Below are 14,280 nucleotides of genomic sequence, written 5' to 3'. Positions count from 1 at the left end.
CCCAACCCCTGAGCGTGTGGAGGCTCGTGCCGCTTTGGGATGGATTACGCCTCCGGAAGATCGCACAGGAGACTAGCACCGAATAAGGTTTCCGCGCAGGGGGAGAGATCTGATGATTAACGTGATTACGGGGGCCAGTGCCGGAATCGGGGAGGCGGCCGCCGTGGAACTCGCCCGGCGCGGGCGGAACGTCGTCCTGGTCGGCCGCGACCCCGGCAGGACGGCCCGGGCGGCGGAGCGGGTGCGGGCGGTGAGCGACCGGATCCCCGACACCTTCACCTGTGACTACACCCGCCTGGACGACGTGCGCGAGCTGGCCGCGAGGCTGCGTTCCCGCTACGGGCGGATCGACGTCCTGGTCAACAACGCGGGGGTGATGACCACCGAGCGCACGCTCACCCCCGACGGTCACGAGACGATGATCCAGGTCAACCACCTGGCCCCCTTCCTGCTGACGACCCTGCTGCTCGACCGGATCGGGAGCCGGGTGATCACCACCTCCTCCCGGGCGGCCAGGACCGGGCGGCTGGACCCCTCCGACCTCGACCGCGAGCGCCGCCGCTGGAGCGGCTGGCTGCAGTACGGCGACTCCAAGCAGGCGGGAGCCCTCTTCACGGTCGAGCTGGCCCGGCGCCTGGCGGGCACCGGGGTCACCGCGACCTGCTTCCACCCCGGGGTGATCAAGACGGAGTTCGCCCCGGCGACGCTCGTGATGTGGATGGTGAAGCACGTTCCCGGCATGGGCCGGAGCGTGGAGGAGGGGGCGAGCACCATGGTCCACCTGGCCACGCACCCGGACGGCGCCGCCCATCCGGGCCGGTACTTCGCCAGGAGCGCCCCGGCCGCCGTCCCCTCCAGGATGCGCGACCCCGCCCTGGCCCGCGCCCTCTGGGAGGCCAGCGCCGCCGCGGTCGCCTGACCGGTGCCGCGACCGGACGGCCACCGCCGCGACCGGCCGGCCGGCACCGCGACCGCGACCGGTGCCCGGTGCCCGGCGGTCGCGCACCGGCCGTCCGGGGGTCACCGGCCGTTCGCCGTGCGTTGGGCGGGCGCGGCTACGGTCCGAGGGTTGTGAGCGCCCCAACCCCCCTGCGGGTCGTCCTTCCGCCCGCCGCGCACAGGGACCCCTTCTTCGACAACGCCAAGTTCCTGGCGATCACGCTGGTCGTCTCGGGTCACCTGATCGAGGACCTGCGGGACGTCCCGGTCGCGCACGCGGCCTACCTCTACGTGTACACGTTCCACATGCCGCTGTTCATCGTGCTCAGCGGCTACCTGTCGCGGAACTTCACCTTCTCGTCGGGCAAGGCGCGCAAGCTGATCAGCACCCTCGCCGTGCCGTACGTGATCTTCGAGCTGCTCTACTCGCTGCCCCGCCTCGTCCTGTACGGCACGCTCGACATCAGCCTCCTGGACCCGTACTACCTGACCTGGTTCCTGATGTCGCTGTTCCTGTGGCGGCTCTCCACGCCGGTGTGGCAGCAGCTGCGGTGGCCGCTCGTGGTGGCGGTCGGGCTGTCGCTGCTGTCGGGCACGAGCAGGCTCCCCGACGAGCTGTCGATGAACCGCACCCTCGGCCTGCTCCCGTTCTACGTGCTCGGGCTCATGCTGCGTCCCGAGCACTTCGCGTTGCTGCGCCGGGGACCGGTGCGGATCGCGGGGGCCGTCACGCTCGCCGCCGGGGCGGTGGCGGCGCTCCTCCTGCACACCCACGTCAGGACCGAGTGGATCCGCTGGCGGCACGCCAACGACGTGATCGGCGTCGACGACGTCACCGGCAGCCTGATCCGTCTCGGCATGCTGGCGGCGGGCGCGCTTCTCGTCGCCGCCTTCCTGGCGGTCACCCCCTCCCGGCACACCCGCTACTCCGGGCTCGGCACGGCCACCATGTACGCCTACCTGCTGCACGGCCTGGTGGTGAAGGTCGCCGAGCGGTTCTACGGGGACTGGGCCCAGACCGTGCCGGGGGTGGCGGTCGTGGCGCTCCTGGGGGTCGGTCTCGCCGCCCTGCTGTGCACCGCGCCGGTGCGGCGCGCCACCCGCTGGGCGGTCGAACCGGACATGAGCTGGGCCTTCACCCGGCTGAGAAGACCGGCCTGACCCGCCCCGCCCACGACCTCCCGCCCGCAACCGGCCGACCCGACCCGACCGTCCGCCCCCGACCCGGTCCGGCCGTCGATTCCCCTGCTCCCTCCGCTCAGCCCTGAAGCTCCGCGACCGCGCGGTAGGCGGCGGTGACGGCCGCGTCCGTGCGGGCGGCCGGGACGGAGTCGGAGTTGGCGATCGCGATCCGGCCGTGCGTCCTGCGGGCGACGGCCGCGGGCGGGTCGCCGTCGGGATAGAACGCCAGGTCCCACGGGGTGGCGTACTCGGGCGCGTAGCCGTGCCCCCAGCGGTCGACGGTGATCGCCTCGATGTCGAGGGCCGGGTCGAACCCGGCCGGGCCGAGGAGCCGGGCGAGCTGGTCGCGGATGCCGTACTCCAGACGGTGGTACGGCGTCGCCATCAGGGCGTACCGTCCCGAGATCGAGCCCAGCGCGGGGGACATGCCGGGCGTGACGGGGGCGCCGGTCATGTGCACGGTGATCGGCTCGTCCGGTCCTGCCGGGCCCTCCCCGCGCCGGTCGCCGCCGGGCCCGGACGGGGCGGCGAGCCCGGCCGCGCACCAGTAGGCGCCGGTGAAACGGGTGTGCCCGATGCCGAGTTCCCTCCAGGCCCGCCAGTGGCGGAGCCGGACCCGCGCGCGCACCAGCGGGACCTTGACCGCCCGGTGCAGCGCCACCCGCTGCGCGGGCGGCAGGTCGCCGACCAGGTGGGGGATCAGCGCGTTCCAGCAGGCCATGATCACGCCCCCGGCCCGTACGGTCCGCACCCGCTCGCCGTCGACGTAGCCGACCGTGGCCGAGGCGGCCGTCCCGGCGGGACCGTCGTTGGCCGCCGAGACCACCGGGCTGCGCAGGCGCACGCGGACCCGGTTGCCCGGCCGGTCGAGCACGGCGTGGTCGAAGGCGGCGGTGGTGATGCCCTCCGCGCCGGTGGCGGTGGCGAAACCGGGGATCATCCTGGCGAGCATCATCTGGACGATCACCCGGTCGTCCCCGGGGAAGGGGCGGGCGGCGGACCCGCCCGCCCTCCACTCCTTGATCATGGTGGGGGAGTTGTACCGGGACGGCTTGGACCCGTCGAGCCCCAGGCCCGCGAACCCGGCGTACCGGTACTCGTCGGCCTCCCCCCAGGCGTCGATCGCGCCCAGCGCGTCGGACCCGTAGCCCCATCTCTCGACGGGCATGGTCCTGACGAACTTCAGCACGTCAGGGTGGACCCCGCAGACGGTGCGGAGGAAACCCGAGTAGGTCAGCCGGGCCAGCCGTTCCTGCTTCTCCTCGGCGGACAGGCCGGGGAACCAGTCGGGCGGGTCGCCGTACAGCGTCAGCAGGTCCCTCCTGGCCCGGTCGGCCACCGGGAGCTCGGCGATCCACCGCCCGGCCCGCCCCCCGGCCCTGAACACGACCAGTTTCTCGGAGGAGAACGTCTCCCGGTCGCAGAAGACGCTGTCGTGCATCGGCGTTCCCGGGTACGGGCCGTGATCGGCGTGCCTGCCGGGTCTCCAGGAGCGGATGTCCAGCCTGCCGAGCAGATCCCTCGCCTCCGGGGTCCACGCCGGCGGCCGCTCGACGCACCGCGCCCCGCCGTACGCCGCCGGCGACCCCTCCCCGCCGCCCGGGTGGAGCCCGTGGCGCAGGGCGTGCCCGCCGACGTCGTCATGATCGTCCAGGATCAGGATCCGCGCCTTCGGGGCGCGCTCCAGCCACCGGTACGCCGCGCTGACCCCGCTGACCCCGGCACCGACCACGACCAGGTCGTAGCGCTCGCCGGTGGGCTCGGGGGTGCTCGACGGCGACCGGAACCGCGGGTCGCGCAGGACCCGCGCGAGCCCGGCCGGCCGTGCGACCCCGGGGAACGGCGGTCGCAGGGAGTCGACACCCACCGGCCAGTGCGCGCGGGTGAGGCCGTCCCGCCCACCGAGATCCCGCCCGCCGGGACCGTCCCGCCTACCGAGACCGTCTCGCCCACCGGGACCGTCCCGCTTGCCGAGGCCCTTCCGTTCGCCGGGACCGTTTCGTTCGCCGGGACCGTCCAGCTCGCCGGGGCGGAACGGAGCGCTCGCCGCGATCCCGTCGGTCACGATGACCCCGTCGACGATGTCTCGACGGGAGATGAGCCGGTCCATACCGAGTTCCAGGGCCTTACGGGGATTGATCTCGTGAGGATCGGTCATGGGGTGATCCTCCCGATCTGAAGAGATCGTGCCGACCGCCGCGCTGTGCCTCCGAGAAGTTTTTACCCATACCATTAGCTCTCTTTTATGACATATCTCCAATAGGTCGCATTAACTGATATCCATCGAATAAAGCGGACATGGAACGACGTGTGTCCTCGAAGGATCGCGACGCCTTACGGTCATGTGCCCGGCGGCATCGACGCCGGCGTCCCGGCGTCCCGGCGTCCCGGCGTCCTGGCTCGACGGCGACGCTGGGACGCGGCGGACCGCTCCGTGAGGATTCCGTGACCGCGGGCTACCGATTGAGATCACTCCGTTATGTGTTGTTCCTCTTATCCAGGGCATACGCCTGGCAGCTGAGCAGACAGGGAGCGTGGAGCATGACAGTAACCGGCATCATCACCGCCATCGTCATCGGTGCCATCATCGGTTTCCTGGGCCGGCTCGTCGTGCCCGGCAAGCAGGGCATCCCGATCTGGCTGACCATCGTCGTCGGTATCGTCGCCGCCCTCATCGGCACCGCGATCGCCAGGGCCCTCGGCGTCTCCAGCACGTCGGGCATCGACTGGATCGAGATCATCATCCAGATCGCCGTCGCCGCCGTCGGCGTCATCCTGGCGGCGAACCTGTACGGCAGGCGCGGAGTCCGCTAGTTCGTGCCCGGGGGTGGCCGGTTCCCGAGGGGAGATCCCGAGGGATTCCGGAGACCACCACCCCCGGCACCGCGACGCCCCCGCCCGGAGTCATCCGGGCGGGGGCGTCGTCGCGTTCCGCACCGTCCGCACGGTGACCACGACCCGGCCGAGGGGCGTCCGCGGCCTACCCCGACGCGCTGGGTACCGCCGAGGTACCGACGGGGTGCCCGGTGGTGTCGACCATGACGCACGGCTTCACCGGCCCGTTCGCGATCTTCGCCCAGATGTGCACGGTGGGATCACCGATGTTGAACTCCAGCACCGCGGTCTGTCCCTCCTCCAGAGCCGCGGGGTTGAAGAGGAAGCCCTTCTCCGATATGGGCCCCCTGTCGATGATGACCAGTGGGTCGTCGGCGGCGGGTCCGTAGGACCTCTCGCTCGGCAGGAAGTCGCCGCGCGGATCCTCACACTGCTTTCCCTGGGGCACGTAGTCCACGACCGCCCTGAAGCCCAGGGCGTTCAGGTCGGCCTCCAGCTTCTTGGAGTCCCTGACCTCGTTGATCTGGACCGAGATCGTGCCGTCGGGATTCCGCGCCACGGCGTAGGCCGGTGTGCCCCCGGAGACGAGCACCGGCACCGCCACGGCCACCGCCACGGCGGCGGCCAGGACGGGTGCCAGCAGCGCCGGACGCCGCAACAGGCGACGGCGCACTCGCTCCTCGGGCCGGGTGTCCCGTTGGATCTCCTGCATCATGAACTCCTTGAGCGGCCGACGGCGGTCCGCCGGAAGGTCCCGCTCCGCCGGGACCGGCAGCAGCCGGGCCAGCTCCTCGATCCGACCAGGATCGGGCTGGGGCTTGGCGGTATTCACAGCGTCTTCTCCCGAACGAACCGGACCGCGTTCTCGCGGTCACCATTTACCTGTCTGGACCAAGCCCGCGGTTCCCGTATCTCTCCCGTCCCGATGCCGGTCCCCGTCCCGATGCCGGTCCCCGTCCCGATGCCGGTCCCCGTCCCGATGCCGGTCCCGGACCCCGTTCCGGTTCCCGCCCCCCTCCCCGCCGCGTCCACGGCGAGCCTCCGTAACCGCTTCCTCGCCCGCGAGAGCCGGGAGCGGACCGTCCCCACCGGCACCCCCAGCGCCTCGGCCGCCTCGGCGTACCCGAGGCCGGCCCACACGCACAGCGCGATCACCTCCCGCTCCGGACGGCGCAGCGCGTCCAGGGCCACCCGGACCGACGCCAGCAACGCGTCGTCGGCGACGCGACTTGTCACCTCCTCGGCGATGTCCGGCACCGCCTCGCCCGGAGGCAGCCGGGCCAGCGCCCCCTCGTGCCGCCGGGCGGCGCGGTTGACGTTGCGCGCGACGTTGGTCGCGACGCCGAGCAGCCAGGGCCGTAACGAGCCGCCGTCGACGTCGACCCTGCCACGCAGGCGCCACGCCTCCAGAAAGGTCACGGAGACCACGTCCTCCGCGGTCGACCAGTCACCGGTCAGCCGGAAGGCGTGGTTGTAGACCGAGCGCGCGTAGTCGTCGAACAGCCGGGCGAAGGCGTCCGGATCCCCGGCGCGCACCCGGGCACGCATAGTCGTTTCCACACACATCTACTGTCCGCTCGAACCCACCGGTTCCAATGATCACGGACATCACGGTCATGGGCGGCAGGGCACCCAGGGGACGAGGGCCGCCCACACGCGCCGCGCCGTACGGATGGAAGGTCAAAGGCGCAGCGACGACGGGCGAGGGGGCGGGGACCGTTCGCGCGCGCCGCGCCGTACGTCACCCCGGCCGGGATCGTGGCGCGTCATCCGCTCCGGTCCTCCGTCGCGCCGGGGAAACGACGGGTGGCCACGAGCGTGGCCAGGCCGGGCGCGAGCCGGAGCTCCGCCGCGTCCAGCCCCGGGTGATCGAACCAGTGCATCCGGGCCCTGTCGACGTCCTCGCCGAACCGCGGTGGCCAGTGCCGGGCCGGGGTCAGGTCGTCGACGACCAGCGTCCCTCCCGGCCTGAGCAGCAGGTACGGATCGGCAGCGGGCTCACCATGCTTCCCCTGCCCGCCACCGTCGAGCACGAGCAGGTCGTACGGCCCCTCCCGGTGGATCTCCCGCCAGTCACCGTGAACCACCGTCACCCACGGATGGTCGACGAACACCTGAGCAGCCGTCGCCGCCCACCGCGCGTCCCGTTCGACACTCACCACCCGCGTGCCCGGCCGGGCTCCCGAGACCAGCCAGGCGAGCCCCACCCCGCACCCCGTCCCGGTCTCCCCGATCACCTCGGCACCGCCCGCCAGCGCGTGCAGCAACCGCCCCTGCTCGGGACGACAGGACGGCCCGAACCCCGCCTCCCGCGCGACCTCGACCGCCCGCCCCACCAGCGGCGGCACTCCCGCCAACCCGTCGTACGCCGCCGTGCCATCGACCGACATCGTCCCAGGCTAGAACGACCAGCCCTCAGGAGTACCCCGAGCGCTCGTGTCCTCCTCCACGCCCGAGAACGCCTTCGGGTCGATCCCCTGATCAGGGGCGCGCGTCGAAGTCTCCGGTCTTGACGCGCCCGAGGAAAGCGGTCCAGTCACCCGACGAGAAGAGGAGCGCGACGCCACCGGGGTCCTTGGAGTCACGAACGGCCACCGAGCCCGGAAGGGATGCGACCTCTACACAGTCGGCTCCTCCGTTACCGCTGAGGCTGCTCTTTCGCCAGGCGGCGTGAGACAGGTCGTCGAGAGCTTGCGGTTCACGCTCTTCCACGGTCATGAAGTCATCTCCTCTATGACCGAGCTCATCAGCGCAGCGGACTTGTTGGGCGGTAAGGCAGCCGCGCGAATATGGTCAAAAACGAGTCTATACCTGCGTACTTCCTCGGGTTTTTCCAGATACATGGAGCCTGTTAGGTACTCAACGTAAACGACACGGGTGTCTGAGGGTTGAGGGAACTCCAGGAGATGGAAGGGGCCGAGCATGCCTGGATGGGCGCCTCCGGCGAAAGGCAGTATCTGGAGAGTGACGTTGGCGAGGTGTCGCGTTTCGTGAAGTTTGAGGAGCTGCTCCCGCATGATCGCGGAGTTGCCGACGACATGACGCAGGACTGCTTCGCTCATCACCGCCCACAGCTCCGGTGGGTTCGATCGAATAAGAAGTTTCTGTCTCGCCAGGCGGAGGTCGACAAGCCTGTCGACCTCCTGCGGGGGAGTACCGGGCCTGTCGGCCTCGACGACGGCACGGGCATACGCCTCGGTCTGAAGAATGCCAGGAACCAGTTGGGGCTGGTAGGTCTGTATCGACGCAGCTTCGGCCTCAAGCCCGATGAAGATCTCAAACCAGGGCGGTACCGCGTCGCCGTGGGCATGCCACCATCCCCGTTTGCCGGCCTCGCGTGCGAGATCGAGCACGATCTGAGTCTCGTCATCGGCCGCGTCGTACAGATCGAGAAGTTGCACAAGGACCTTCTGGCGGATGGTCACCTTGCCTGTCTCGAAGCGACTGATCGTCGAGTCGGATCGACCGATGTGTTCGCCCGCTTCGACAGCGGACACATTCGCCCGTTCTCGTAACCGACGTAGCTCCATCCCGAGCTGGCGTCGACGGACTGTCGGACTCTGGCCATCCGTCACGTGTCCGCCTTCATCGACTTGGTGGTGTTTTGGCTGTTCTCCAGGGTGCACTCTCCATAAGCATCTCCGTCATGCATATGCATTTGGGGTTGCATTTGAGGTTGCATGAGTTGCATGCTCTGAGCATACGGCCGGTCACCGACGGTGAACGTCGGAGTTTTCGAAAGTGCCGGTAAGTCGATGCGACGACAGCGGAAGGGCGAGTTGTGAAGCCACGCGATCCACAAGAGGAGTTCGTTCATCTGGTGCGGCTGGGCTGGGATCTGCGGAGGCTGGGAGTGGGCACCTCGCTGGTGCTCCCCCGGGCGGGGCGGCCGATCCTGGAGGTGCTGTCCGGGAGTGAGACTCGCGTCCGCATCACGGTCATCCGTCGCGACCGCGGATGGGTGTTCGTCTGGCGCCCCTGGTGGGCCAGGGTGTGGCGGCCCGGCGAAGCGGTGTGGGCCGAAGCCGACAACGCGGCCGACGTCATCGTCTCGGCGGCGATCGCATTAGCACGCCCGCACAAGCCGCCTGCCGGTACGAACGGCAACGCACGACCTCGGGACGCTGGGCCGTGCTGCACCCGCTGGGGCACGCCGAGTTCGCGGGAACCCCCTGCTCGGTCGCGACGATGCGCGCCTGGGCGCGTCACCTCCTGAACGGAAAAGTCGCGAATACCGCCCTCGACGACGTGGTGCTGCTGCTCAGCGAGGTCGTGACGAACTCCGTCGTCCACTCCGACTCCGGCCGTACGGCAGGAGGATCGGTGACGGTCTGCCTGGGCCTCGGTGGCGGCATGGTGCACGCCGAAGTGATCGACGACGGTTCGGAGGCGAGCCTTCCGTTCGTCCGCGCGACCGGACTCGACAGCGACGGCGGGCGCGGCCTGTTCCTGGTGGAGGCCATGGCCGCCGGCTGGGGCGTCCACCACGACACCGAGGCGGGCACCGCCGTCTGGTTCCGCGTCGCGGCCGACGGCGCCGGCACCTTTCCCACCTGAATGGCCACCACTTTCTGGGAATCCCCGGCCACAACCAGCGCGACGGCGCACCGAGCAGGCGAGCATGCCGCGACGGTGAGCGACATCGGTGCGACGAGCCGGGGCGAGTCACGGCGAGTGGCCGCGCACTCTCCCGCACGGAGGCGTCAGTTACAAGCGACGGCCGCCCATCGGAGCACGAATCCTCCAAGCACGGAAGTTATCCACAGAACGCGATTCGGGCCCGAATTGCGCCTCCCCGATCATCCATTCTGCTTCCAGGGCAGGAGGGGGAAACCAAGGACCAGGCACTTCACGATGGCGGACGCCAGGAACGCGGCTGGAGTCCGGCCATGATCCGGACCTTCTCGGTCCGGGGCGGGTTCCTTGTCGTCCCGGACCAAGGCGCGGGACATGTCCGGCACCGCTGCCGTGCTTCTCGAAACTCATCGAAGTGTGATCGTTGCTGGAGCGCGCCACTCGAAGATCGGACAGTTACCCTGACCATGGGGTGGAAAGGAGGGACAGCGTGCTGCTCCGGTTCCGTGTCGCCAACGTGCGGTCGTTACGCGACGAGCAGGAGCTGTCCTTCGTCGTCTCCGAACACGAGTCGAGCGCGGTGGCGCGGGAGACCGCACTCGGCGGGAGCCGCTCCGCCGGCGTTCTCCCGCTGGTCGGCATCTTCGGCGCCAACGCCTCGGGAAAATCGAATGTTCTGGCCGCACTGACCGATATGCGGGCGGCAGTCCTCGACTCCTATGCCCAATGGGCCTCGTTCGAGGGAACCCCGCGCAAGCCCTATGGGCTCGATTCCGAGAGCGAGAGCGAGCCGAGCTTCTTCGAGGCCGACCTCGTGCTGGACAAGGTGCGCTGGACGTACGGATTCGAGCTGAGCTCAAGACGCGTCGAGGCTGAGTGGATCCACAGCTACCCCCGAGGCCACCGTCAGGTGTGGCTCGACCGTGACGCCTCGCGAGCCGGGGTGTACGAATGGCCGGGCAATCGCATCAAGGACCGGGCCCAGTTGGCCAAGCGCACACGCCCCAACACACTGTTGCTGTCCACAGCCGGTACTGACAACCACCCGCAACTCTCGGCGCTCTTCCACTGGTTCCGTCGCAACCTACGGGTCGTCAACCCGGAGGAGGAGCGGGAGCAGCGAGAGCAGTTCACCCTGCGGGAGCTCTCCGGCAGCCGCGCAGGCCGGATCAACGAACTGCTGAGGGTCGCGGATCTGGGGATCACCGGCGCAGAGGTCGTCCAGGAGGGCAAGAACCGGCCGACGGTGCGACTGACCCATCGGTCGGCCGCCAAGGACGTCGCCTTCGACTGGCGAAGTGAGTCGTTCGGTACCCGATCCTGGTTCGCGCTGCTCGGCCCCTTGCTGCTGGCGCTCGACGAAGGGGCTGTACTGCTCGTCGACGAACTGGACGCGAGCCTGCACCCGCGATTCGCCGCCGAGGTCGTCCGGCTCTTCCATGATCCGCACGCCAACCCCGAGGGTGCGCAGCTCGTCTTCACCTCGCACGACCCGTCGCTGCTCATCACCCCAAGCGGGGAGCGGCTGTTGGAACCGGGCCAGGTGTGGCTGACGGAGAAGGACAAGGACGGCGCCACGGAACTGTATCCCCTGACGGCAGCCGAGCCGGGAGAGGACGAGAACCTCATGGAGTCCTACCTCGCCGGAGCTTTCGGAGGGGTCCCCTCCGTCGTGGAGGGACAGTTCGCCCGGCGGTTGTCCGCCGTGAGCGCGCGCGGGCACCGGTACACCGCAGAGCAGGCTCAATGACGCGTACGCGAGGGAAGGACGTGCTGGGGCCGTCCGGACAGCGGCGCGACAAGCGCAACCGGGTCGTTCACGTCTTCACCGAAGGCAGGCTCACCGAGCCTTCGTACATCGACATCATGAAACAACTTCTCAGCGAGCAGAGGTTACCTGTCGAGGTGCACATCGCGAACGCCGGTGCACGGGGTTCCCAGCGCAAGCCGATCGACCTGGTCGAGGCGGCGGTACCGCTTATGGAGAGACTGACCCGCGAGGCGGAGCGCAACCGGCTGCGGGAGGAGACCCGCCCTCAGGTCTGGTGCCTGTTCGACCGGGACGACCACCAGGAGCTCGACCGAGCCTTCAAGCAGGCCCGCCACGGAAAGGTCCGCATCGCCTTCTCGCACCCCTGCTTCGAGGTATGGAGGCTTCTGCACCACAAGGATGTGGCCGGCACCTTCAACCAGGTGTGTGACCTGGTGATCGATCGCCTCCCTTTCAGGAACGAGGTGGAAAAGATCAAGGAGGTGCACATAGAACAGATCATGGGCCGCTACAACGAGGCGAAGCGACGCGCCCTCCGGATGAACGCCCAGCACGGCGACCACGTGACCCTGCCGAACCGCGACCCGTACACCGACGTCTTCCACTTCGTCGAGCAGGGCCTCGGGATCACCTCCTACTGAAGCCGATGCGGCGACCGTTTCCTCTTCAACGCGCTGCCACCGTGGGGTCCCTACGTCATATCGGAGTCGTACGGTGGCCAAGCTCACGCTCGCCCAGCCGGAGCGGGCGGGTGTTCCGGACGTGAGGCCTTCATCGGCCACCGCTCTCCCGGCGCCGGTGGGGCAAAACAAGCGCAATTCTCCTGTTAGATCTTGTTGTATGACGCTTAGGTGTCATATGTACTACTGGCAGTATTCGTGCGGTGAGCGGACGCTGAGCCAGGACCAGGACGGGGCGGCGGACCTCCGGGACGCGCCCGCCCCCGGCCGGTACTCGTGGTGTCGTGACGAGCGTGGTCCAGGTAGGGCCGCGTCGCTCGCGGATGGACAGGGGCCCGGCCGGGGTCCCGGCCGGAGCGGTGCGGAGAGACCGAACTGGAGACCCCTTTCGTGAGTTCCCGTTCCCCTCTGTCTTCGCGCGTCCGCCGTGTGTGCGTGCTCCTGGCCGCGCTCGTGCTACCCGTGCTGGGTCCGCAGGTCATCACCCCACCGGCGGCGCATGCCGCGTTCCCCGGTGTCAACGGCAAGATCTACATCACCGATCAGGGCAGCGAACCGGACAAGGAGATCTACTCGATCAACCCCGACGGGACCGGCCTGGCCAAGGTCATCGACAATGCCGTCGACGACGGCAACGCGGTCGTGAACGCCACCAACACCACGATCGCCTTCACCCGGTTCACCGACACCCAGCATCTGTGGACGATGAACGTCGACGGCACCGGAGAGGTCCAGATCAGCCCCGAGGGCATTTTCGACAGCAGGATCGACTGGTCCCCGGACGGCACGAAAATCGTCTACGGCACCTTCGGCGGGCTGAAGGTGATCAACGCTGACGGGACCGGCGCGACCGCCCTGGGCGTCGACGGCTCGTTCCCCGCCTGGTCCCCGGACGGCACCAAGATCGCCTACGGTTCGAACAGAAACCTGTACACCGTCAACCCCGACGGTACCGGCGTGACCCAGCTGACGAGCGTTCCCTCCGGCAGCGACGCGTTCGGGCCCGACTGGTCCCCGGACGGCACCAAGATCGCCTTCGGGTTAGGGCCGATCATGGGAGGCATCGGGCAGATCCACACGATCAACGCCAACGGCAGCGGGCTGACCAACATCTCCAACGACGCCGTCAGCGCCGACACCCCGCAGTGGTCACCCGACGGCGCCAAGATCGCCTACAACTCCAACGGCGACATCTACACGATGAACGCCAACGGTACCGGCAAGACCCTGCTGTCGGGTGTGCCCGGCTTCCAGTTCGCCACCGACTGGGCCCCCGCCGGCGTCCCGCCGACGGCCGACATCGACGTCGACCTGGCCGCTCAGCCCAACCTCGGCATCCTGATCCCCTACCTGCGCTACACCCTGACCGCCCGCAACAACGGCCCCGACGCGGTCACCTCCGCCACCGTGAAGGCCATCCTGCCCCCCGGCGCGTCCGCCACGAACCTGTCGGCCGGCTGCACCGTCGCGGCATCCACGGTCACCTGTACCTACGGCGCCATCCCCCAGGGGACCTCTGTGAACAAGACGTTCCGGGTGCCGCTGTCACTGCTGTCGCTCGGCAACGTCACCGTCACCGGAACCCGCACCACCAGCGCCCCGGCCGACCCCAACCCGGCCAACGACAACGCCTCGGCCAACTGCACCGTCGTCTCCCTCGTCCTGGTCATCTGCTGACCACCCAGGCCCGACTCATCGCCCCTGAGTAAACCGCGCATCATGGTCACCGGCAGCCGACCGACTGCCGGTGACCCCCTCCGGCAGGACGAGTCTTCGCCTCCGACCCGAGGGCCGCGCCACCGCTGCGCGGATACGTGCGCTGGAAGGACATCCGGGCGGAACATGTCCAGCGAGCCGATGGCGAGGAGGCCGTCCAGGCTGGCAAGCGGGAATTTCTGGCCGAGGTTCAAGGACATCGGCTGGACGAGACGTGACGGTCACGGCGAGCACGCTGCGCTCCTTCCCGTACGGGCGCGTCAGCTACGGCGACGAACCCTGGACGACCCGTACGGATCGCTTCAGCGTCGCAGAGCCCGACGGGCGGCCCGTGAGAAATCCGCTACGGACCGCATGTGTACGGCGAGGGAAGGCGTGCGCGGAGGTGGGTGGGTGCTCCGGGCGGCTTGTAAGAGCCCGCAACCGGCGCGCCCGCCAGGCCGGAGGCCTGAACCCACCGGACCGCCACCAACGACGGCCGCCCGGAGCACCCACCCACCGGAGCGCGAACACCTCTCAAGTGGAAGAGCTGGTATGAGGAGGCCATCCCGTTGGCCGAGCACCGATACGAGGTCTACTTGA

Annotated in this window: 13 protein-coding genes; 7 read left to right on the top strand and 6 right to left on the bottom strand. The window is 69.3% G+C overall.

From position 1 onward, the window contains the following. Positions 1 to 112 precede the first annotated feature (112 nt). The gene (locus tag ACLQ2R_RS02350; protein WP_425957581.1) at positions 113 to 919 is read left to right on the top strand and encodes an SDR family NAD(P)-dependent oxidoreductase; all 807 of its coding nucleotides are present in this window, start codon (positions 113 to 115) and stop codon (positions 917 to 919) included. 152 nt (positions 920 to 1,071) lie between these two features. Next, positions 1,072 to 2,100 carry an acyltransferase family protein gene (locus tag ACLQ2R_RS02345; protein WP_425957580.1) on the top strand — a complete coding sequence of 343 codons (1,029 nt, stop codon included), beginning with the start codon at positions 1,072 to 1,074 and terminating at the stop codon, positions 2,098 to 2,100. 97 nt (positions 2,101 to 2,197) lie between these two features. Here the strand turns inward: ACLQ2R_RS02345 and ACLQ2R_RS02340 are convergent, their stop codons facing one another. Next, on the bottom strand, positions 2,198 to 4,279 hold the full coding sequence (locus ACLQ2R_RS02340; protein ID WP_425957579.1) for an NAD(P)-binding protein: 2,082 nt from the start codon (positions 4,277 to 4,279) through the stop codon (positions 2,198 to 2,200). A gap of 383 nt (positions 4,280 to 4,662) precedes the next feature. On the opposite strand from ACLQ2R_RS02340, the gene ACLQ2R_RS02335 reads away from it, so the two are divergent. Further along, the gene (locus ACLQ2R_RS02335) at positions 4,663 to 4,935 is read left to right on the top strand and encodes a GlsB/YeaQ/YmgE family stress response membrane protein (RefSeq protein WP_425957578.1); all 273 of its coding nucleotides are present in this window, start codon (positions 4,663 to 4,665) and stop codon (positions 4,933 to 4,935) included. Between the two features lie 166 nt (positions 4,936 to 5,101). On the opposite strand, the gene ACLQ2R_RS02330 is transcribed toward ACLQ2R_RS02335, so the two are convergent. The 5 genes from ACLQ2R_RS02330 to ACLQ2R_RS02310 all read right to left on the bottom strand — a co-directional run bounded on the left by ACLQ2R_RS02330 (position 5,102) and on the right by ACLQ2R_RS02310 (position 8,486). Next, positions 5,102 to 5,788 carry a hypothetical protein gene (locus tag ACLQ2R_RS02330; protein ID WP_425957577.1) on the bottom strand — a complete coding sequence of 229 codons (687 nt, stop codon included), beginning with the start codon at positions 5,786 to 5,788 and terminating at the stop codon, positions 5,102 to 5,104. Continuing rightward, entirely contained in the window at positions 5,785 to 6,516 is a 732-nt protein-coding gene (locus ACLQ2R_RS02325) for an RNA polymerase sigma factor (protein WP_425957576.1), read from the bottom strand. Before ACLQ2R_RS02325 ends, ACLQ2R_RS02330 begins: the two co-directional genes overlap by 4 nt. Before the next feature lie 206 nt (positions 6,517 to 6,722). Then, positions 6,723 to 7,346, bottom strand: a complete 624-nt coding sequence (locus tag ACLQ2R_RS02320; RefSeq protein WP_425957575.1) for an O-methyltransferase — start codon at positions 7,344 to 7,346, stop codon at positions 6,723 to 6,725. Positions 7,347 to 7,437: 91 nt separating this feature from the next. Continuing rightward, a complete protein-coding gene (locus tag ACLQ2R_RS02315; protein ID WP_425957574.1) occupies positions 7,438 to 7,674 on the bottom strand; it encodes a DUF397 domain-containing protein in 237 nt (78 codons plus the stop codon). Then, complete coding sequence (locus ACLQ2R_RS02310) at positions 7,671 to 8,486, bottom strand: helix-turn-helix domain-containing protein (protein WP_425958155.1); 816 nt, start codon at positions 8,484 to 8,486, stop codon at positions 7,671 to 7,673. The genes ACLQ2R_RS02315 and ACLQ2R_RS02310 overlap by 4 nt, the downstream gene beginning before the upstream one ends. Before the next feature lie 601 nt (positions 8,487 to 9,087). Here ACLQ2R_RS02310 and ACLQ2R_RS02305 point away from each other — a divergent pair. The 4 genes from ACLQ2R_RS02305 to ACLQ2R_RS02290 all read left to right on the top strand — a co-directional run bounded on the left by ACLQ2R_RS02305 (position 9,088) and on the right by ACLQ2R_RS02290 (position 13,659). Next, positions 9,088 to 9,513: an ATP-binding protein gene (locus ACLQ2R_RS02305; RefSeq protein WP_425957573.1), complete on the top strand. Its 426-nt coding sequence runs from the start codon at positions 9,088 to 9,090 to the stop codon at positions 9,511 to 9,513. Positions 9,514 to 10,021: 508 nt separating this feature from the next. Further along, complete coding sequence (locus tag ACLQ2R_RS02300; protein WP_425957572.1) at positions 10,022 to 11,281, top strand: AAA family ATPase; 1,260 nt, start codon at positions 10,022 to 10,024, stop codon at positions 11,279 to 11,281. Next, positions 11,278 to 11,943: an RloB family protein gene (locus tag ACLQ2R_RS02295; RefSeq protein WP_425957571.1), complete on the top strand. Its 666-nt coding sequence runs from the start codon at positions 11,278 to 11,280 to the stop codon at positions 11,941 to 11,943. The genes ACLQ2R_RS02300 and ACLQ2R_RS02295 overlap by 4 nt, the downstream gene beginning before the upstream one ends. A 468-nt stretch (positions 11,944 to 12,411) precedes the next feature. Beyond that, entirely contained in the window at positions 12,412 to 13,659 is a 1,248-nt protein-coding gene (locus ACLQ2R_RS02290) for a hypothetical protein (RefSeq protein WP_425957570.1), read from the top strand. The last annotated feature ends 621 nt before the right edge of the window (positions 13,660 to 14,280 follow it).

It is taken from the genome of Streptosporangium sp. DT93 (assembly GCF_049844535.1).
Taxonomy (GTDB): Bacteria; Actinomycetota; Actinomycetes; order Streptosporangiales; family Streptosporangiaceae; genus Streptosporangium.
The sequence above is the reverse complement of the archived record's forward strand: the minus strand, read 5'-3'. Positions and strand labels throughout refer to the sequence as shown.

Coding starts and splice junctions, on each gene's coding strand:
- ACLQ2R_RS02350 (WP_425957581.1), top strand. CDS start 113: ATGATTAACGTGATTACGGGGGCCAGTGCCGGAATCGGGGAGGCGGCC.
- ACLQ2R_RS02340 (WP_425957579.1), bottom strand. CDS start 4,279: ATGACCGATCCTCACGAGATCAATCCCCGTAAGGCCCTGGAACTCGGT.
- ACLQ2R_RS02335 (WP_425957578.1), top strand. CDS start 4,663: ATGACAGTAACCGGCATCATCACCGCCATCGTCATCGGTGCCATCATC.
- ACLQ2R_RS02320 (WP_425957575.1), bottom strand. CDS start 7,346: ATGTCGGTCGATGGCACGGCGGCGTACGACGGGTTGGCGGGAGTGCCG.
- ACLQ2R_RS02315 (WP_425957574.1), bottom strand. CDS start 7,674: ATGACCGTGGAAGAGCGTGAACCGCAAGCTCTCGACGACCTGTCTCAC.
- ACLQ2R_RS02310 (WP_425958155.1), bottom strand. CDS start 8,486: ATGGAGCTACGTCGGTTACGAGAACGGGCGAATGTGTCCGCTGTCGAA.
- ACLQ2R_RS02295 (WP_425957571.1), top strand. CDS start 11,278: ATGACGCGTACGCGAGGGAAGGACGTGCTGGGGCCGTCCGGACAGCGG.